The sequence below is a fragment of the Maribacter confluentis genome (assembly GCF_030505015.1).
GTDB lineage: Bacteria > Bacteroidota > Bacteroidia > Flavobacteriales > Flavobacteriaceae > Maribacter > Maribacter sedimenticola.
This window is the reverse complement of the sequence record NZ_JAUKUC010000001.1, coordinates 4,283,786-4,302,333: the sequence shown is the minus strand read 5'-3', so window position 1 is coordinate 4,302,333 and position 18,548 is coordinate 4,283,786. Positions and strand designations below refer to the sequence as shown.

18 protein-coding genes are annotated in these 18,548 nt (G+C 37.4%); 7 read left to right on the top strand and 11 right to left on the bottom strand.

The window, feature by feature from the left end:
- Positions 1-4: 4 nt before the first annotated feature.
- The 4 genes from Q2T41_RS18890 to Q2T41_RS18875 are packed head-to-tail and all read right to left on the bottom strand — an operon-like array spanning position 5 to position 5,877.
- Positions 5-1,435 (bottom strand): glycosyltransferase family 2 protein, encoded by a 1,431-nt coding sequence (locus Q2T41_RS18890; RefSeq protein WP_089260427.1) that lies wholly within the window; start codon positions 1,433-1,435, stop codon positions 5-7.
- Entirely contained in the window at positions 1,428-3,728 is a 2,301-nt protein-coding gene (locus Q2T41_RS18885) for a hypothetical protein (RefSeq protein WP_304437352.1), read from the bottom strand. The genes Q2T41_RS18890 and Q2T41_RS18885 overlap by 8 nt, the downstream gene beginning before the upstream one ends.
- A 9-nt stretch (positions 3,729-3,737) precedes the next feature.
- Positions 3,738-4,106 (bottom strand): response regulator, encoded by a 369-nt coding sequence (locus tag Q2T41_RS18880; RefSeq protein WP_304437351.1) that lies wholly within the window; start codon positions 4,104-4,106, stop codon positions 3,738-3,740.
- A complete protein-coding gene (locus Q2T41_RS18875; RefSeq protein ID WP_304437350.1) occupies positions 4,096-5,877 on the bottom strand; it encodes an ATP-binding protein in 1,782 nt (593 codons plus the stop codon). Before Q2T41_RS18875 ends, Q2T41_RS18880 begins: the two co-directional genes overlap by 11 nt.
- Positions 5,878-6,020: 143 nt before the next feature.
- On the opposite strand from Q2T41_RS18875, the gene Q2T41_RS18870 reads away from it, so the two are divergent.
- Positions 6,021-7,310: a dipeptidase gene (locus Q2T41_RS18870; protein ID WP_304437349.1), complete on the top strand. Its 1,290-nt coding sequence runs from the start codon at positions 6,021-6,023 to the stop codon at positions 7,308-7,310.
- Here Q2T41_RS18870 and Q2T41_RS18865 read toward each other — a convergent pair.
- Complete coding sequence (locus Q2T41_RS18865) at positions 7,307-7,711, bottom strand: acyl-CoA thioesterase (RefSeq protein ID WP_089260432.1); 405 nt, start codon at positions 7,709-7,711, stop codon at positions 7,307-7,309. The genes Q2T41_RS18870 and Q2T41_RS18865 overlap by 4 nt on opposite strands.
- 273 nt (positions 7,712-7,984) lie before the next feature.
- On the opposite strand from Q2T41_RS18865, the gene Q2T41_RS18860 reads away from it, so the two are divergent.
- Positions 7,985-8,392 carry a glyoxalase gene (locus tag Q2T41_RS18860; RefSeq protein ID WP_304437348.1) on the top strand — a complete coding sequence of 136 codons (408 nt, stop codon included), beginning with the start codon at positions 7,985-7,987 and terminating at the stop codon, positions 8,390-8,392.
- Here Q2T41_RS18860 and Q2T41_RS18855 read toward each other — a convergent pair.
- Complete coding sequence (locus Q2T41_RS18855; protein WP_304437347.1) at positions 8,381-9,061, bottom strand: DUF2461 domain-containing protein; 681 nt, start codon at positions 9,059-9,061, stop codon at positions 8,381-8,383. The two genes, Q2T41_RS18860 and Q2T41_RS18855, sit on opposite strands and share 12 nt — an antisense overlap.
- Positions 9,062-9,155: 94 nt before the next feature.
- Between Q2T41_RS18855 and epsC the strand changes: the two genes are divergently transcribed.
- Positions 9,156-9,947, top strand: a complete 792-nt coding sequence (gene epsC, locus Q2T41_RS18850) for a serine O-acetyltransferase EpsC (protein WP_144800487.1) — start codon at positions 9,156-9,158, stop codon at positions 9,945-9,947.
- The gene (gene cysM / locus Q2T41_RS18845) at positions 9,940-10,824 is read left to right on the top strand and encodes a cysteine synthase CysM (RefSeq protein ID WP_304437346.1); all 885 of its coding nucleotides are present in this window, start codon (positions 9,940-9,942) and stop codon (positions 10,822-10,824) included. Before epsC ends, cysM begins: the two co-directional genes overlap by 8 nt.
- A gap of 72 nt (positions 10,825-10,896) precedes the next feature.
- On the opposite strand, the gene Q2T41_RS18840 is transcribed toward cysM, so the two are convergent.
- From Q2T41_RS18840 to truA, 3 genes are all read right to left on the bottom strand, one after another.
- On the bottom strand, positions 10,897-11,436 hold the full coding sequence (locus tag Q2T41_RS18840; RefSeq protein WP_304437345.1) for a hypothetical protein: 540 nt from the start codon (positions 11,434-11,436) through the stop codon (positions 10,897-10,899).
- Between the two features lie 197 nt (positions 11,437-11,633).
- Positions 11,634-12,728 (bottom strand): magnesium/cobalt transporter CorA, encoded by a 1,095-nt coding sequence (gene corA / locus Q2T41_RS18835; RefSeq protein ID WP_304437344.1) that lies wholly within the window; start codon positions 12,726-12,728, stop codon positions 11,634-11,636.
- A gap of 36 nt (positions 12,729-12,764) precedes the next feature.
- Complete coding sequence (gene truA / locus Q2T41_RS18830) at positions 12,765-13,550, bottom strand: tRNA pseudouridine(38-40) synthase TruA (protein ID WP_304437343.1); 786 nt, start codon at positions 13,548-13,550, stop codon at positions 12,765-12,767.
- A gap of 31 nt (positions 13,551-13,581) precedes the next feature.
- Between truA and Q2T41_RS18825 the strand changes: the two genes are divergently transcribed.
- The gene (locus Q2T41_RS18825; RefSeq protein WP_304437342.1) at positions 13,582-13,719 is read left to right on the top strand and encodes a hypothetical protein; all 138 of its coding nucleotides are present in this window, start codon (positions 13,582-13,584) and stop codon (positions 13,717-13,719) included.
- 45 nt (positions 13,720-13,764) lie between these two features.
- Here Q2T41_RS18825 and Q2T41_RS18820 read toward each other — a convergent pair whose 3' ends face one another.
- Positions 13,765-15,228, bottom strand: coding sequence for a magnesium chelatase (locus Q2T41_RS18820; RefSeq protein ID WP_304437341.1), 1,464 nt, complete (start codon positions 15,226-15,228; stop codon positions 13,765-13,767).
- Between the two features lie 144 nt (positions 15,229-15,372).
- Positions 15,373-16,524, bottom strand: a complete 1,152-nt coding sequence (locus Q2T41_RS18815) for a vWA domain-containing protein (protein WP_304437340.1) — start codon at positions 16,522-16,524, stop codon at positions 15,373-15,375.
- A gap of 544 nt (positions 16,525-17,068) precedes the next feature.
- On the opposite strand from Q2T41_RS18815, the gene Q2T41_RS18810 reads away from it, so the two are divergent.
- Positions 17,069-17,845: a DUF1853 family protein gene (locus tag Q2T41_RS18810; protein ID WP_304437339.1), complete on the top strand. Its 777-nt coding sequence runs from the start codon at positions 17,069-17,071 to the stop codon at positions 17,843-17,845.
- 153 nt (positions 17,846-17,998) lie between these two features.
- Entirely contained in the window at positions 17,999-18,529 is a 531-nt protein-coding gene (locus tag Q2T41_RS18805; RefSeq protein WP_304437338.1) for a hypothetical protein, read from the top strand.
- Positions 18,530-18,548 lie beyond the last annotated feature (19 nt).

Below are 18,548 nucleotides of genomic sequence, written 5' to 3'. Positions count from 1 at the left end.
TCGCTTAACTAGCTTTTGCAAATCCTTTGCGAACCTGTGAGCCCCATCCGGATTTAACTTTAAACAATTTTTTATAATTACCTCTAACCGCTGCATAGACCACAATGGGGTGGAATATAAAAGGTTCCAAAAGGGCAAGGCCCATAAGGATCAAAATATCCTTTGTTTTCTTGTATTGGTTATAGGAATATACATCCCATAATATGGCATAAAAGGAGATCATTATGGAAAAAAGATATATGGCCAAGGATATGGAGATAAAAAATTTCCAATTCAATATGCCCAAATAGGCAAACATAATCACCGTGAAAAATCCAAAGAATTCCAATAATGGGGATAGCCATTCGTAAAAGAACCAGTACGGATAGCTTAAGAGTCCCAATCTACCAAACTTGGAATTGAACAACATGTCCTTATGCTTGAACAGTGTCTCCAAATTGCCACGTGCCCAACGATCGCGTTGGTTGACCAATATCTTTAAATCTTCCGGTACCTCTGTCCAACATAATGGATCCGGTATATATTCAATGGTGTAGGGCTCCTTACGTTCGTGCATATAACGGCGCATCTTAAAGATAATTTCCATATCCTCCCCTACGGTCTTAGTATCATAACCGTCTACGGCCAGGGCGATCTCACGTTCAAAAAAACCAAATGCACCGGAAATGATCAATAAACTATCTATTCTTCCCCAGGCCATTCTACCTAGAATAAAAGAGCGTGTATATTCCAATAATTGAAATCTAGCCAACCAATTTGTAGGTAATCTTATTTCTTCCAATTGCCCACCGTCTATAATACAGGAATTGGCAACCCTGATTACACCACCAACCGCGATCACTCTTTTTTGGGAACGTTGAAAAAAAGATTTCACCACATGCAGCAAGGCATCCGGTTGTAAGAGACAATCTACATCTATACAGCCTACATATTTGCTTGTGGACAATGAAATGCCCGTATTGAGCGCATCGGATTTTCCTCCGTTCATTTTATCCACTACGGTCAATTTGGAAAATGCCCTATTGTTGGATCTATAAATTGCCTTTACAGGTTTACTTTTCCAGTCAGGATCCATTTCCACATCGATCTTTACAAGGTCATAGGCATCCTTTAATTTTTGTAAGGTGTCATCCTTGCTACCGTCATTGACCACCATTACATCATAGTTTACATATTGTAAGGACAACAAGGAACGTATATTCTCAACAATGGTCAATCCTTCATTATATGCCGGAGCAATAATGGTAATGGTCGGCGCCAAGGGAGAGGCCATAATTTTGGAAACATCCGTGAAACTGTTCTTGTTTCTATAGTGAATGGAATTTCTTGTGGAAAAATAAGCCATGGCAGAGAACATGATAAACAAGATCATGGTAAACATAAAGAATACAAAATTGATGTATTCCAGTACTATGCCAAATAATTCACTATCCATTCTTTTTAGTATAAAAGCTACTAGTCATTGCACATAGGTGGTCAAACAAGGTTGAACCACCTTCTATTAACGAATTAGCGCTATTACTTTTAGTTGCCGATTCCAGTTCCAATTCAAAATCCAATTGAAACAAATTATTCTCCATTTCATCACCGTCACGATTTTCGGTTTTCGACAAATTATCCGTTACGACCTGTAAAACTTCTTCCGCTTTTTTGGCTAAAGCTTCATTGTTTCCGTTTATCAGGCTTTGTAAGAGTGCCATTTCTTTTTCATCACCTATCTTTTTTATTTCATCTAGAAGTATGAATTGGGTTTCTATATCCGATAGGTGGAAAATTTCAGCAAACACACTTTCCGATAATGCGTTTTCCGGGGCAAATAGTTCTGCCGGTCTAGGCATTTCATAGCTGAATTTCTGAATAAGTTCATTGGCACGATCAGCAATAATTGTTGAAGTACTATTGTCCAGTATGTTCTGTAGGACCGGTAGTTCCCTATTATCGCCCATATCGGCTATATTTTCAAGAAGTACCATTGTTTCAAGCTCCTCATCATCAAGAAAGTCTGCACTTAAGCTGAGTACATTGGTTCTTGATGTATTATTAAAAATTATGGCATCAGTAGTTTCTTGCATAGGTGATTCACTGACGTCTTCGGTTAATGCTACCCAATCAATTTCCTTAAAGTCCAAAAGTGATTTGTTCAGGACCTGTTGTACTGTTAGCTCCTCTTGTTGCAGTGGACTATCTTCAAGGGCAAAATCAAAATCCGGTTCATCAATTCCTTCAATTAATAATAACGGTTCTTCTTGTAGTTTATCAATGACCAAGGGCAGAAAATCCAAAACCAGTTCTGTTTCAATATTTTCCTCTAAGTCTTCTATAGGTTCCTCAGTGTTTTCTTGTGGTAAATCGATCAACTGATTATCCATTTCGGTAAGTTCATCCCCCAATGTTTCCATCGGCATCAAGTCATCCAAAACCAAAATTTCCTCATCCATGTCATGAGTTTCTGGCGTAATTTCCTCAATAGCCTTCACTTCTGGGACTGTAACTTCTTCATGTTCAAAAGTTTCCTTCTCCTCTGAAATCAATTCCACAGGTTTATTTACCTGTTCCGTCTCATCTAACTGGGTGGCCAATTGTTCTATTTCCTCTTCTTGTTGAACTATGATCGTTGATTCAATATCCTCCTCAATATCTGATGTGAAAAATGTAGTTTTCTTGATATTACTTGTTGGAAGTATACTTTCCGGATCGATCTTGTTAATGGTTCCAATGACCTTACTCTTAATATTAAAATTTCGTTCCTTGGAATGCCAATGCTGTAAGAAAGGTAACTCGCTCTTGGTTCCGATTTCACCTATAGCATCTAAAATGGCAATTTTTACATCATTGCCTGCTTTTGGGTAAACCAACTTTAAAGTGGGTATGGCATTTATAAAATAGAATTCCTTGATACAATCAATGGCCTCTAATTGTATTACTTTCTTTTTATGCTTTAATAAGGTGATGATAGACTTTTCGGCATTATTCTGCTTAAAATATTTTATGAGTCTCAAGGAAAAAAGTACTACATCCACATTGGTTGAAGTCAACCACAAACTAAATTGGGGAGGTACAAAATCACTCTTATGTCTTAAAATATCCAATAATTTAAGCTGTTGCCATTCAGAAATCCTATACTTGGTATTGTCCAAGAAATAGCAAATTCCTTCTTCTTTAAGGCTTACCACCGCCCTTTCTGCCTGTTTACGGATAGTACTCTGCCTATGGTTTATGAATTTAATGATTAGCGTATACCCCTCGTGTACCTCCATGGCCGTTAGTTCCAAAATTCCACTGGATATGATTTGCCACCTTCTGCTAGTAAGTTTGTCGTATGCCGTAATATGCAATCCTAAGTCCTTATACAATGCCATTAACACATCTTGGGATTGACCTGAAAGATCTTTACGTAAATCTAAAAGGACTTCTGTCAAAACGTTTCTATCAAAATTATTCTTAATGGATTCCCTTATTTGGACCTTTAAGTTGAGGTATGTTTTCTTTTCCTCCTTGGTGTTGGAATCCTCGTAGAACAAAAATTCACTGATCATGGGCGAAAACTCCATTTTTTTGTCTTTGGTAAGCGCACTCTGAGAGCCCAGTTTGTTACGGATCAAAAACGTTCCCAAAAAATACAAAACCGCTAAAACCAAAAATACCACGGTCAGCCACCCTAAAAATTCAGCATCGAATTCGGGGGCCTTGATCAGCGGATATATGATTTGTTTAGGGGGAGTTAACAAATTTCAGCTTTATTTATTTAATTCTCTTGCTACACGTACCAATAATTCTGTGGGACTAACCGGTTTAGTAATAAAATCATTTGCGCCTAGTTCAAAAGCACTAAGAACGTTCTGTTCGTTACCTGCGGAGGATATGATGATGATCGGGGTGCTTAGTTTTAATTCATTCCTCACAAAATCTATAAGCTCAATACCAGAAAAATAGGGCATCATGATATCGCTGACAATAATGTCCGGTCTTTGTTTGATAAGGTATTCCTTTACCTCCTTACCATTAGAGGAATGGTGCACCTCATAACCTCCTTTTTTAAGCCTAAAATTCAACAATGAGGCCAATAGTTGGTCGTCATCTGCCAACAGCACGTGTTTACCCATCATTTTTATTATTTAGCATTTTTAGGTGGTAATCTATATTCTCTTCCAATCTTGGATAATCCAACAAAAACATCTGGTATAAATTCTTAACCTTTTCCAGATTTCCGGCCTTAGAGTTTGCTTCAAGATCAACGATCAATTGTCGCATGCCATTAGCCTTTAGCATAGCAAAACCGGCCTTTAGTTTATGGGCGGACAATGCTATTTCTTGCAAATTTTCCGTTTTTAGATGCATCTTAACATTGCCAATAAATTCCAAGGCGTTCAATTTAAATAGCTTAATAAGTTCATTAAGCATATCCAATTCACCAAAACAATCGCTTAACAGGTTGTCAAGATCTACTTTTGTGGTTTCCTTAGGTTCTATCATTTGTTTCTCGAGCATTTTTTTTATAGTTGTTCTTTTCGTCTTTTCTCTTTTGTTGTTGAGGATGACGGTCATCAATTCATTTAATGTGTACGGTTTTAACAAAAAATCATTAATACCAATATTCTTACAGTCCTTACTATCCTGTTCGGTAAAATCTGCACTGAATGCCACAATGGGCACTGTGTTTATTTGAGCGTTCTTATGTTGGCGTATGGTTTTGGACATTTCAAAACCATTTATGCTTGGCATTTTTAAATCCATCAGTACTAAATCAATTTTTTTGTTCGCCAACACGGCCAGTCCTTTATTCAAATTAATGTGGGTGTGCACCTTACAATCCCACTTCATCAACTGTTCCTTGATTAAATGCTGATTCATTAAATTATCCTCAAATACAAGAATTTCTGTTCCGGCAAGTAACTTTTTGCCATTTTCTATATTGGAACTTTCTATAAGGTTTAAGGGAATGTTTTTTGCATTACCAACCGCATAGGGAATGGTAAAGCTAATTATGGTGCCCTTACCCTCTTTACTCTCAATCGTTATTGAGCCTTTTTGCTTTTCTACAATTTCTTTGGTAATGGACAAACCAAGTCCCGTACCACCATATTTAATTGCCGTATCGTCTTCTGCTTGGGCATATCGCTTAAATACTTTTTTAAGTTTTTCCTTTGATATACCAATACCCGTATCCGTTACAGTAAACTTCAATTCATTATGGTCCTTGTGCGCATTTTTTACAGAAACGGATAATTTTATAAATCCCTTATTGATAAATTTTATGGAGTTGCCCAATAAGTTCAACAATACTTGAGACAATTTGGTTGGATCACCCTTAATTATAGTTGGAACGTCATCATCTATATCTACGATCATTTTTATGTTATTGTCTAACATAAGGGTCTGACAGAGAAACATTACATCATTGATCAAGGACGATAAATTAAAATCAATGGTCTCAAAATTGATATTTCCCGATGATATTTTGGAATACTCTAAAACCTCATTAATGATTTTTAACAAAGAAGTGGATGCAAATTGTATAGCCTGTACTTTTTTATCTTGACTTTCATTAAGATTTTCTTCCTTCAATAAATTCGCAAAACCAATAATACTGTTCAAAGGTGTCCGAATTTCATGGCTAACATGTGCAATAAATTGATTTTGATTCAATAATTTCCTCTCTATTTCCTCTTTCTCCTTGTTCTTGATTTCACTACCATTATTTTTTTTGCAAGTTTTAGGCGTGTAAATGTGATGCTCTATGCTATTTCTAAAGCTATTAAATGACAACTGTAGTTCTTTGGCATCTTCGGCGCTCAATTCCTCAAATGAAAATTCACTTACCGCTCGCTCCAAATTAGATAGCTGACCAATTAAATCCTTAGTTTTTGAAATGGACATGACAAATGGTTCTTTAATTATTTATGCTCAATTAGTTATTTAATTTAAAAATGCGCCTTTATCCCTTTTTCAGCAATAAAATGTTTCCTAGGGGTGGTTATTTGTTGTGAATACTCTTAAATTGTAGGTCTAATAAATAATCAATGAGACCGGTCATCTATTTTATTTGCTTGTTAACGATTTTTTCCTGTGAAGAAAAAGCTGAAAAACCTATTGAAAACACTTTGGAAAAAGCAAAACGAATACATGAAGAAGTAATTACGATTGATACCCATAACGATATCAATATCAAGAACTTCACGGACAGCGTCAATTACACGCAACGTCTTGAAACCCAGGTAAATTTACCAAAGATGAAAGAAGGAGGCCTGGATGTATCTTGGTTAATCGTTTATACGGGACAGGACAGTTTAACGGAAATAGGCTATCAAAATGCAAAAACCAATGCTATGCAAAAATTTGAGGCCATTCATAAACTGACAGAAACCATAGCACCTAACGACATATCATTGGCATTAAATTCCAGCGATGTCAGGAAAATAATAGGTTCCGGAAAGAAGGTAGCCATGATCGGAGTAGAAAATGCCTATCCTATGGGCACTGATTTGGGCGAATTTAAAAGATACCATGATCTAGGCGCCAGATATATTTCATTAGCCCATAACGGCCATAGTCAATTCTCTGATTCCAATACCGGAGAAGCAGATGGTATATGGTTAAATAATGGTTTAAGTGAATTGGGCAAACGAGCTGTTAATGAAATGAATAGATTGGGAATTATGATTGATATTTCTCATCCTTCCAAAGAAGCTATTAAGCAAATGTTTGCACTTTCAAAGGCACCTATCATAGCATCACATTCCTCTGCAAGAGCACTTTGTGATCACAGTAGAAATTTGGATGACGAATTATTAATGAAAATAAAAGAGAACGGTGGTGTGGTACAGACCGTTGCTTTTAGTTCGTATCTAAATACCGAAAAGCATAATGCAAGAGCGGATTACATGAAGGCTATTTATGTAACTGTAGCAGATTCCTTGGGGATTGAATGGTATGAACGTTCACAATTTTCTACACTTAGCGACGAACAGAAAGAAGCATTTATGGAAAATTATCCTAAAGTGATGCAAATAGGAAAGGAATTGGCCAAAAACCGTCCCGATGCACCAGAAGCCGTCAATGTAAAGGATCTTGTGGACCATATAGATTATATGGTCAAACTTATGGGAATAGACCATGTGGGTATCAGTTCAGATTTTGATGGCGGAGGTGGTATTGAAGGTTGGAGCGATGCGTCCGAAACCTTGAACGTAACCTTAGAACTGGTTGAAAGGGGCTACACCCAAGAACAAATAGCCAAATTATGGGGAGAGAACCTTTTAAGGGTGCTGGACGAAGTACAGGAAGTGTCCCAAGAACTTAGCAAAGCTTAATCCTCTTCTCCAAGGGCGGCCAAGCGGTCTTTTACAAACTCTATCTTAGTTTTTCCATGTGGCTTGGGCTTACCGTTTTCCCCTAAATTTACCATGATGATATTGTCTACCGTAACAATGGTTTCATGGTTCATTTTATTACGCACTTCACAATTTAGGGTCAAGGACGTTTTGCCAAACTTTACGACCTCTATACCAATTTCAATAACATCCCCTTTTTTTGCTGCGCTCATAAAGTTGATTTCGGACATATATTTGGTAACGATCTTACCGTTCTCCAATTGTATAATGGTATAAAGTGCTGCTTCCTCATCTATCCAAGCCAAAAGTCTTCCTCCAAATAGGGTTCCGTTAGAATTTAAATCGCCAGGCTTCACCAATTTTCTAGTATGAAATCTCATGTCGTAGTGTTTTACTTTTACGAGTACAAAGTTATACGTAAAAATAAGAATACTTCTACTTAATTCATTCTGGACATCAGAATTGTCAATACCAAAATGGTCTCTAAGGTAATTTTAGATTATGATAATTAGCCAAAGAAGAAATTGGATTAAACCTAAAAGATCAATATAAATACTAGTATATATTGTTGTTCATAACAGGTTTAAAACTTCTACAACGTCCCCGTCAATAGCCTAAACTAATATGTACCTTTAAGTAAATTCTATAATGCTATGGAAAGGACCCAGAAATTACTCAATATTCGTCCCACTATTCCCTCGGCCCAAATTCTTCCCAACATGAGTGAAGAAGAACGATTTCAAAACCAAACCTTACGGCCCATATTAAAATTACAGAACGATCTGTTCCTCATATCCTTTCAAAACTATATTAAAAAAATGAAGAACACATTTTACGAATATGGTCTGGAAAAGCAGATGAACTACATTGCAAACGCCATTCAAAAGGACATCAAATATCGTAATGCGTTAAAGGGAATGATCATTGGTCAATTTACCCAAGATGAGTATGAAACGTATATCCTGAATTCATCTGCGTACAATAAGCGTATGATGAATATGGTCATAAAACGTTTACAGGACCAGATTCAATATTTTGACAAACTACAATTAATCCAATAAGGATTCCCCATTAAGATTTGTAGTTAAAATTGAACTCATTAAATCAAAATAAGGGCGAATGATTTTGAAACTTGTATTGATTTCTTGAGCAAAATTGTTTGAAAGTACTTCGGCATCGGTAAATTTTCTGGTAAATACAAACTGTTTTTTTCTAATTAAATCAATATTGGGGTCTTCCTTGTTAAACCCTTTGGGTGCGGTTTTTAGTTCATCGCCTATCAATGGGCCCCACACTTTTTTAAATTTAGGTTCGTTGATGATTTGCTCAAGTTCAGAAATATCCAGTTCCCATTCCTTTCTAATACGCAACAAATCGTCCTTTTCCGGATTCCAGAATCCGGTAGCAATAAAGCTGTTTCCTGGTTCTAAGTGCACATAATATCCCCCACGGCGGTGAAGTCCCGCTCTAGCATAAGATGCTGAAAAGCTATTTTTATAAGGCGTTTTATTCTTGGAAAAACGAACATCCCTATATATCCTGAACACTTTTAAACGCTCTATTTCATCATGGGCGCTTAACAGTTCCAAAAGATGGCCAAAGAAACTTTTAGTAGCCTCATTTTCTGCATTAAATTGTTTCTTATGTTCAGCAAACCAGTCCCTATTATTATTCTTTTGTAGTGATTTTAAAAATTGAAAGGTACTCTTTGTAATATTTGTTTCTAACATACGACCTAGCTCTTGTGATTTTAAGCTAAAGTTAACCAATAGACAGGAAGTCCTTTTATTTATTTGGTTAATTTTGGGGAACTAATGCATAACCATGGACCATCGATCAATAATCGAAAAAATAAACGCCCACAAAAAGCAACCTAATTTAAGGTTTCGTCTAAAAAGAAATGTAGAGGAATTTACGGATTTACTTTTTTATACGCTTTTTGATATAGAAACCCCGGTTGCCGACAATTTGGGTAAGTTACAATCCCAGTTTGATGACCTTGTGGAATTGGCCTGTTGGGAAAGTGACAAACCCTGTAAAAAAGTTTGGGAGAATTATGTAGAGCAGTTGCCTAATATCTTGGAGAGCTTGAATTTGGATGCGGAAGCGACCGTAAATTGCGATCCTGCATCATTATCCATAGAAGAGGTATACATGGCCTACCCCGGATTCTATGCCATATCCGTATATAGATTGGCACATGAACTTTACAAATCTGGCTTTCCTTTGGTACCCCGACTAATGACGGAGTATGCCCATAGGCAAACCGGCGTAGACATCAATCCTGGGGCACAGATCGGCAAATCGTTCCACATAGATCATGGTACCGGTGTAGTGATTGGTGAAACCGCTATTATTAAGAATGATGTTAAAATTTATCAAGGGGTAACCCTTGGCGGCTTATTTGTTGCCAAGAACCTACAAAAGACCAAGCGGCACCCAACAATAGAAAACAATGTAACTATTTATGCAAATGCCACTATATTAGGAGGTGATACCATAATTGGCGCCAATAGTGTTATTGGAGGAAATGCTTGGATAACCGCTTCCGTTCCACCCCATTCTACTGTTTTCCATACGCCTGAAATAAAAATTAAAACCTTACCAAATGTCTAATACCATAGAAGCATTAATCGGTAATACACCGTTGGTGAAGTCAAGGGTACTTAACACTAACCCCAATGTAAGCCTATATTTTAAAATGGAAGGTCATAATCCCGGAGGCAGTGTAAAGGACAGGGCAGCCTATAATATGATTAAAATGGGCTTGGAGCGCGGTGATTTTAACGAAAACAGTAAATTGATCGAGGCAACCAGTGGAAATACCGGTATTGCATTGGCCATGATCGCAGGTATATACGGATTGGATATTGAATTGGTCATGCCAGAGAATGCGACCAAGGAACGGGTACAGACCATGCGCGCCTATGGAGCAAAAGTTACCCTTACCCCAGCAAATATTGGTATTGAAGGAGCGCGTGATTATGCTGAGGAAAAGGTACGGAACGAAGGATTCATAATGATGAACCAATTTGGAAATAATGACAATTGGCAGGCACACTATAAATCTACCGGTCCAGAAATTTGGAACGATACCCAAGGTAATGTTACCCATTTTGTTTCTGCTATGGGTACAACCGGTACCATTATGGGAACATCTACCTATTTAAAGGAAATGAACCATCAGATTCAAATAGTAGGCGTACAGCCTACGGATGAGTCTAGTATACCGGGCATACGAAAATGGCCAAAAGAATATCTGCCGAAAATTTTTGATAGTTCCAAAGTAGACCGAGTTATGGAAGTAAGTGAGGATGAAGCTAAGGAAATGGCGAAACGTTTAGCGAAGGAAGAGGGTATTTTTTCAGGTATGAGCAGTGGTGGCGCCGCTACAGTAGCCTTACGACTGGCAAACGAACTAAGAGAAGGAACTATAGTATCTATTGTGTGCGACCGTGGAGACCGTTATCTTTCCTCTGATCTTTTTGGTTAATAACAACTCCATAATTTGAATAAAAAAAAAGAGCCATAATAGGCTCTTTTTAAATTTTGATAATAGAATTGTTTATCTACTGGAAGTGTGGCTATAAGATTTATTATATTCTTCCACTAAAAATTCAATATTTTCACCTTGCTCGTTCGTAAAAATATAAGTAGCCCTATCATTATCCATTTTCTTGGATTTTAAATTTAGGTTCTCTACGATTTTTAAATTTTCACCATCGTCCATGGCAACGACCAGTTCATCGTTTTTAGAGACCAACACGAAATCCTCTGGCGATTTAGATTCATAACTGAACACAATTTTCTCATCAAAATCATCGTCTTCATCATTGTCTATTCTAACCGTTTTTACAATTGTGGCAATACTGTCCACTACCCTGGCCTGATCTATTTTGCCTTCGTCCTTTTCGTCCCTTTCTATAGTATTTAGTCGCTTTGTGGTGATTTCTACGGTGTTTTTAATAAGTTTTTTACCATCATTAATCGTATACGATTTAGATATTTTCGTATCAAGAACCTCTGGGTCAACTTCTTGGGACGTTACATGTATACTCGTTAAGAACAGCCCGGTAATACAAAGTGTAAGAATTATCTTTTTCATAGCAATATTCATTTTTTAGTTCTACGCATACCAATATGGTATACCCAATACTATTTGCCAATGACATAGCATAAAAAAATCAGAAAAATCATATTATGTATTTTCTATGGCAACATAGCCTATGTGCAAGATATGGTGTTACGAGCGTAAGCACTGACCCAAATGAACAAACCTTTAATTGTAAAGAGTTTTGGTTCCTATAGCCATTTCTTTTTTTTGAAATATATCATCATACCAATAAATAGAACAATCATTACTGCCCAAACGGCATGGTAGCCATATTTGTAGTGAAGTTCGGGCATATGTTCAAAATTCATACCGTAAATACCTGCAATAAAGGTGAGTGGTATAAAAATGGAAGCCATTATGGTCAATACCTTCATGACTTCGTTCATTTTATTACTCATATTGCTCATATACATTTCCATTAAACTCATGGACATTTCACGATAAATTTGCAAACTCTCGTTAATCTCTATGGTATGATCCTGTACATCGCGTAAAAACAGCTTTGTATCTTTTTTTATCAGATTGTTTTCCGTGTCGATAAGCCTACTGATCAATTCCTTTACCGGATAGATCCACCTTCTTACCTGAAGTATTTCTTTTTTGAGCAATTGAATGTTTTTGGCAACCTCCGGTTCCGGGTTATTGTAGACCTCGTCTTCTAATTGCTCTATCCTATGGTTTAGATTTTCTATGACAAGAAAATAATTGTCCACAATGGCATCCAACAATGCAAAGAAAAGATAATCTGCCCCCCTACTTCTAATACGGCCCAATTTACCCGTAATACGGTCCCGAAGCCCGTTGAATACATCTTCCTTAACTTCTTGGAATACCAATACCGTATTTTCCAACAGTACCAAGGCAATATGTTCCCCCACTACTTTTTCCTCTTCTGAGATATATAACATTTTGAATACCCCAAAAATATAATCCTCGTATTCATCTATTTTTGGTCTTTGTTCCGTATTCACTATATCTTCAAGTACCAAAGGGTTTAAATTAAAGTGTTTGCCCAATTGTTCTATGAAAGGCTCGTCTGATATACCTACGATATTGACCCATGAAATTTTTTCACTACGATTAGAAGCCAAAAAATCATCGAGAATGTTGAATTCCTGTTGTTCAAAACCCGATGGATTGTATAAAATATTGAAAATAGTACTGTCCGATCGCTCTTTATTACCCATATAGCTCACCGTACCGGGAGCCTTGCCCATTTTATTATGTACACGGGATTTTTTCTTTTTTCTCTTTGGGAATGCTAACTTTTTACGAAGCGCCATCTAATTTAATTTTCTTAAATATACTAAAACTGAAATCTACCCTTTAAAATTTACTTGGTTTAATAACAAACCAGAACCAGGGGCAATACTAGTAAGTTTATGCTCGCTACCCGGTTCTAAGGCCGACTTAATTTGGTCAAGAGTCAGTTCGTTTCTGCCCAATTGTACCAATGCGCCCATGATCAGCCGTATTTGGTAACGCATAAATCCTTCACCATGAATTTTTAATATGTAACTATCATCCGGAAAAAAATTGGCCTCTAAAAGGGTGTTTTTAATAATACTACATGAAGTTATAGTCCTTATTTTATTATGCCTGGGCTTATCTGCCGTTGTAAAGACCGAAAAATCATGTTTTCCTTGAAACAAGGTAGCACCCTCTTTCATTAGATCAAGGTTTAATGGTTCTAAATAATTGGTAATAAAAGGAGCACTGAACGGATGATTTTTAGTCCCGAACGAAAAGAAATAGAGATATTCCTTGATTTTGCTGTCCTTGATTATATTAAAATCCTCACCTATAGGTTCTATGGAAACCAATCTGATATCCGAGGGTAAATTCTTATTGAAGTCTTCAAGAAATATCCCCAAATCTGGTAATTCATTAATTAAAAAAAGCTCAAAAGCGGCATCTAAGGCAGAAACCTTGGCATCCGTACGGCCTGCTCCCAATATTTTAAAATCTTGGTCGGGATTAAGAAACACAAAGGTTTTTTCAAGCATTCCTGAAATTGTTTTGTGCTTGGGCTGGATTTGCCAGCCACTATATCTAAACCCTAAGTATTGTAACCGGACAATATAACGATAACGGTACTTGCTCATAGGTGTAAATGTATATACAAAAAGTAGATTTTTGAACGAAGGGGCCGTACAAACCTTTAAAGGAAACAAGTTTTACCTAATGGATTATATGGGTTTAGAAACAATACCATTTAAAATAGATAATCTTAAGAACTACTATAATCCAACAAATGTACGATATATAACATGACCCTTTCATTCGTGAAAGGGCCGTATAGATTTTTAAATCTTGTTATTAAATACCCTTTAAAAAACTACTATACAGGTCCTTGAACTCATAACCGTCCGTAAAACGTTGCTTGTTTAGTTTTTTATGCGACACAAGACCCCATAGCAAAAGTTCCTTTAGAAAATACACATCTTTTTCTGGGTATTCCGGTTGATGGTCCTTGATCAATTGGTTTAATGCAGGTATACTGTCCAAGGCGCGTTTGTATTCCTCATCGGTAAAATCATCTAACAGTTCAAACCCCTCTCCTTGAAAAAACCAATGCAGCAACTCGTCATATACGGTTTCTTCATCCTTTCGTTCCAGTTTATTGATTTTTGGGAAATACTGTGGAAATAGGGATTTTACGGCATCATCTATTAATATTTCGGCTACACCGTCCGCACCCTCCTGTTCACCTTCATATACCAATTCTATCTTCCCTGTAATTGCAGGAATAATTCCCGTAAAATCACTTAACCGTACCATGGTCGTATCGGCTCCGTTCAATAAGGTTCTACGTTCGGCCGTACTGAGCAAATTTTCAAATGCCGTTATACTGGTACGTGCACTGACCCCACTTTTGGAATCTACATATTCACTCTCACGAGCCTCAAAACTTACTTGTTCCAATAAATCCTTGGCCAGGCTGGGCACATAAATACTTTCTGACTGCCGCGCATCCAATTTTGCCTCTTGCTCGGTAATTTTACGAGCCGTTTCTATATCCTCTGGATAATGGGTCAAGATCTGGGAACCAATTCTATCTTTCAATGGGGTAACAATACTACCTCTGTTGGTATAATCTTCCGGGTTTGCCGTAAAAACAAATTGAAGGTCTAACGGTAATCGCAACTTAAATCCCCTAATCTGAATATCACCTTCCTGTAAAATATTAAAAAGGGATACTTGTATACGTGCCTGTAAATCGGGCAATTCGTTAATGACGAAAATACAACGGTTGGCACGGGGAATCATTCCAAAATGAATAACACGATCATCCGCATAGGACAACTTTAAATTAGCAGCTTTAATGGGATCTACATCACCAATTAAATCGGCCACGGTAACATCTGGAGTAGCAAGTTTTTCATAAAAGCGGTCTTCCCTGTGCAACCATGAAATAGGTGTGTCATCACCCTTATCGGCAATGAGTTCCAACGCGTAACGTGACATGGGTAGCAATGGGTCATCATTAATTTCAGAACCTTCTACAACGGGAATCCATTCATCCAACAGGTTGACCATTAATCTGGCCAAACGTGTTTTTGCCTGACCCCGTAATCCTAATAGGTTAATGTTATGGCCGGATAGAATGGCACGCTCCAATTCCGGTATAACGGAATCCTCATATCCCCAAACTCCCTCAAAGCTATCTTTTCCTGCTTTTATATTTTCGCGAAGATTATCACGTAATTCGTCCTTTATTTTTTTGAATTGATATCCGGACTTGACCAATTGGCCCAAAGTTTTTATTTCTGTATGCTTCATATATTTCTTGATGGTTGATAATTGGTTGTTGACGGTATCACCGAACCAGTTTCAACCTTTGAATGTTATATTATTTTCCTTTTATTTTAAATCTTATCTGTTCAATACTTTTATATAATTCAACTATGAGCCGACAACGAACAACTATTTAAGTCGCTTCTTCCTGTTTGCCTCATAATCTTCAAAAATCATTTCCCCCAAGCCTTTTAGTCCCGTGAAAAACGCTTTTCCCTTGTTCGCTTCCGTAAAATGACGTATAAACTGCATTAAATACGGGTCTTGCGCAATCATAAAAGTGGTAATGGGAATATGTAATTTACGCGCTTCCCTGGCTTTATTGTAACATTTTTCCACAATAAAATCATCCAGGCCCACACTGTTCTTATAATAGGTACCGTCTGGCATGCGCAGGCAACTAGGCTTTCCGTCGGTAATCATAAAAATCTGTTTGTTGGTATTCCGTTTTCTACGTAGCATATCCATCGCCAATTGTAGACCGGCCACGGTATTGGTATGGTACGGACCCACTTTTAAATACGGTAAGTCTTTAATTGGAATGGGCCACGCATCGTTACCGAACACCAAAATATCAAGTGTATCTTTTGGGTAACGCGTGGTAATCAGCTCGGCCAAAGCCATTGCCACCTTTTTTGCGGGCGTAATGCGGTCTTCGCCATAGAGAATCATACTATGGCTAATATCGATCATGAGTACGGTACTCATCTGCGCTTTGTACTGCGTATCTTCTACCACCAAATCTTCCTCACTCAATTGAAAACTGCCCATACCGTGATTGATCTGGGCATTTTTAAGGCTCTCGGTCATCGAGATATTATCCAGTCCATCGCCATAACGGTACTCCCTAAAATCGCCCGTGTGCTCATCACCTTGTCCGGATTTGCCTGTTTTATGGTTACCCGCACCACTACGTTTTAACTTGCCGAAAATTTGGTCCAATGCACGCTGACGAATAATACGTTCCATTTTTGCGGTTATGGAAATATCTCCGCCGCCAGAACCTTCTTCCCCATCTTCACCGTCGCCACCACCATCTTTAAACTCTTCGCGTATGTACCCTTTCGACTTTAAATCTTCAATAAAATCTTCAATGGTATAGTCTTGGGTAGTCAGTTCATATTCCTTGTCCAGCTCACGTAACCAGTCTATGGCTTCGTCAAAATCGCCAGAAGTATGTGTGATCAGCTCTTGAAAAACATCAAAAAGCCGCTCAAAAATTGATTGTTCGGGTGCTTCGTATTTCTGAAACCGATACCCTTTTCTTACGTTCATAGCCATACTATAAAATTAACACTTTTACCTTGGATGCCCACGGCTTTTGGGAAATGTTAACGTTGTTGTTTAAGATTGGTTGTTGGTTGTTTGTTATTCGTTATCGGTTGCTCGTTGTTGGTTGTTCGTTGTTGGTTGATCGTTGATGGTTGTCGGCTGTTCGCTGGTCACCGAACGTAATACGCTGTGCGCTTTTTTCTTTAGGATAGTTGCTGAGGCAAAGCGAATAGCTTAAAGCGATTAGCGCTTGGCATAAAAAATTCGTATTTGCGAGAAGCTTTTTAGGGAAGAAACAAGCTATTTGTGTCGTGAACTCAAGATTCATTTATTATGCAGATAAGCTATATATCTACATATCATAGCGAAAAGATACCAGTACAATACGAATAACATGCAAGGTTTTGCGCGTAGCGTTTTAAAAAGTAACTTCGGCTACGCTCAGTTACCGGTATTCAGCAACACTATTTACAAAAAACCTACAACCGAGAACCAACAATTAAAAAGATAAACCATCGACCAACTAGCAACCATCAAACAGATACAAGGGTTTTTGAGCACTCCACCGCTTTGGGAAGGTGTGCAGTTTGGTGTATCTCAGTTCCAGTTTCCTGAGGTGGCAGTAGATAGTTTTGTAGTAAGTGAAATACCGGAAAAATTACGTTTGGGGCATCAAATGGAATTTGTGTGCAAACAGTTATTAGAGGCTAGTAATGCGTATAATGTACTCTTGCATAATTTACCCATACGGGAAGAAAAACGGACTATTGGTGAAATTGATTTTATTGTTCAGGAAACCGCTACAAAGCAGTTAATTCATATAGAATTGACCTATAAATTCTATTTGATCGACACTGATATCAAAGAACCCATACACCAAATGGTAGGACCCAACCGGCGCGATGCCTTTTATGCCAAGCTAGAAAAGATAAAGAACAACCAATTTTCATTGATTCACACGCCTATTGGGCGCTCCGCATTGTTGGAAAAAGGAATTGATCCCGAAAACATGACGCAGCAAGTTTGCTATAAAGCCCAGTTATTTCAACCTTATTCTAGTGAGGCATTATCCATTGCACCGTTAAACAAAAATTGTATTATAGGCTATTGGCTACGCTTGGCAGCATTTTATACGGCTGACTTTACACCACATACATTTTATATCCCTACCAAAAGCGAATGGGTGTTGCACCCCATGGACACCGTAGCATGGCGCTCACACAAAGAAATAGCTATAGCTATTACAGAACGCTTAGAAAACAACAGCGCACCTATGGTTTGGATGAAGAAAAACAACACGTTTGAGAAGTTCTTTGTGGTATGGTGGTAAGCATAACTTCTAAGTTTAAACACACAAATGCCTGTTAATAACTGTTGATAGGTCTTTTTTAATGTGGGTGGGAATTAGATTACTTTTATAGATGAAATATGTGCAATTGTGTGCATATACAATAGTTCTACGCAATTTAACCAAACCAACGAAATGAAGAAAATACAAGAATATAATCCATCTACAGACGAACTTCTGAATTTGGAGTATAACTTTCAACCTGAATTGACCGAAAAGTTAGATAAATTTAAATCTGACTTTAATCAGGAATTGATAAACGAAATTGTGTTGTGGAAAACCAATCGTTACGCTGAATTGAATTACAAAACGCTGAATTTGATAAATAAAATTGACCAAAAATCGGAATTTATCGATTCTGCCCTGACTGGCGAAATCCTAATGCATTTACTCGAAACGAAAGGAATTCGCTTACCAATGGCTTCGACCATTTTGAGATTTCGGAATCCAAGAATTTATCAAATTATCGACCAAAGAGTTTATCGAATGATTTACGGAGCCGAACTGAAATTAAAAACAAACTTAAACGATAATATAATTCAGTATTTGGACTATTTAACAGAATTGAGAAACGTTTGTAATTTATACCAAATTCCGTTCTATGAAGCTGACAGAATTCTTTACGTATATGACAAAATTATGAACTTGGAAAAAATAAAATACTGAATAAAAACTGCGTAAAATA

Coding starts and splice junctions, on each gene's coding strand:
- Q2T41_RS18890 (WP_089260427.1), bottom strand. CDS start 1,435: ATGGATAGTGAATTATTTGGCATAGTACTGGAATACATCAATTTTGTA.
- Q2T41_RS18880 (WP_304437351.1), bottom strand. CDS start 4,106: ATGATGGGTAAACACGTGCTGTTGGCAGATGACGACCAACTATTGGCC.
- Q2T41_RS18875 (WP_304437350.1), bottom strand. CDS start 5,877: ATGTCCATTTCAAAAACTAAGGATTTAATTGGTCAGCTATCTAATTTG.
- Q2T41_RS18870 (WP_304437349.1), top strand. CDS start 6,021: ATGAGACCGGTCATCTATTTTATTTGCTTGTTAACGATTTTTTCCTGT.
- Q2T41_RS18865 (WP_089260432.1), bottom strand. CDS start 7,711: ATGAGATTTCATACTAGAAAATTGGTGAAGCCTGGCGATTTAAATTCT.
- Q2T41_RS18860 (WP_304437348.1), top strand. CDS start 7,985: ATGGAAAGGACCCAGAAATTACTCAATATTCGTCCCACTATTCCCTCG.
- Q2T41_RS18855 (WP_304437347.1), bottom strand. CDS start 9,061: ATGTTAGAAACAAATATTACAAAGAGTACCTTTCAATTTTTAAAATCA.
- epsC (WP_144800487.1), top strand. CDS start 9,156: ATGGACCATCGATCAATAATCGAAAAAATAAACGCCCACAAAAAGCAA.
- cysM (WP_304437346.1), top strand. CDS start 9,940: ATGTCTAATACCATAGAAGCATTAATCGGTAATACACCGTTGGTGAAG.
- Q2T41_RS18840 (WP_304437345.1), bottom strand. CDS start 11,436: ATGAAAAAGATAATTCTTACACTTTGTATTACCGGGCTGTTCTTAACG.
- corA (WP_304437344.1), bottom strand. CDS start 12,728: ATGGCGCTTCGTAAAAAGTTAGCATTCCCAAAGAGAAAAAAGAAAAAA.
- truA (WP_304437343.1), bottom strand. CDS start 13,550: ATGAGCAAGTACCGTTATCGTTATATTGTCCGGTTACAATACTTAGGG.
- Q2T41_RS18820 (WP_304437341.1), bottom strand. CDS start 15,228: ATGAAGCATACAGAAATAAAAACTTTGGGCCAATTGGTCAAGTCCGGA.
- Q2T41_RS18815 (WP_304437340.1), bottom strand. CDS start 16,524: ATGGCTATGAACGTAAGAAAAGGGTATCGGTTTCAGAAATACGAAGCA.
- Q2T41_RS18805 (WP_304437338.1), top strand. CDS start 17,999: ATGAAGAAAATACAAGAATATAATCCATCTACAGACGAACTTCTGAAT.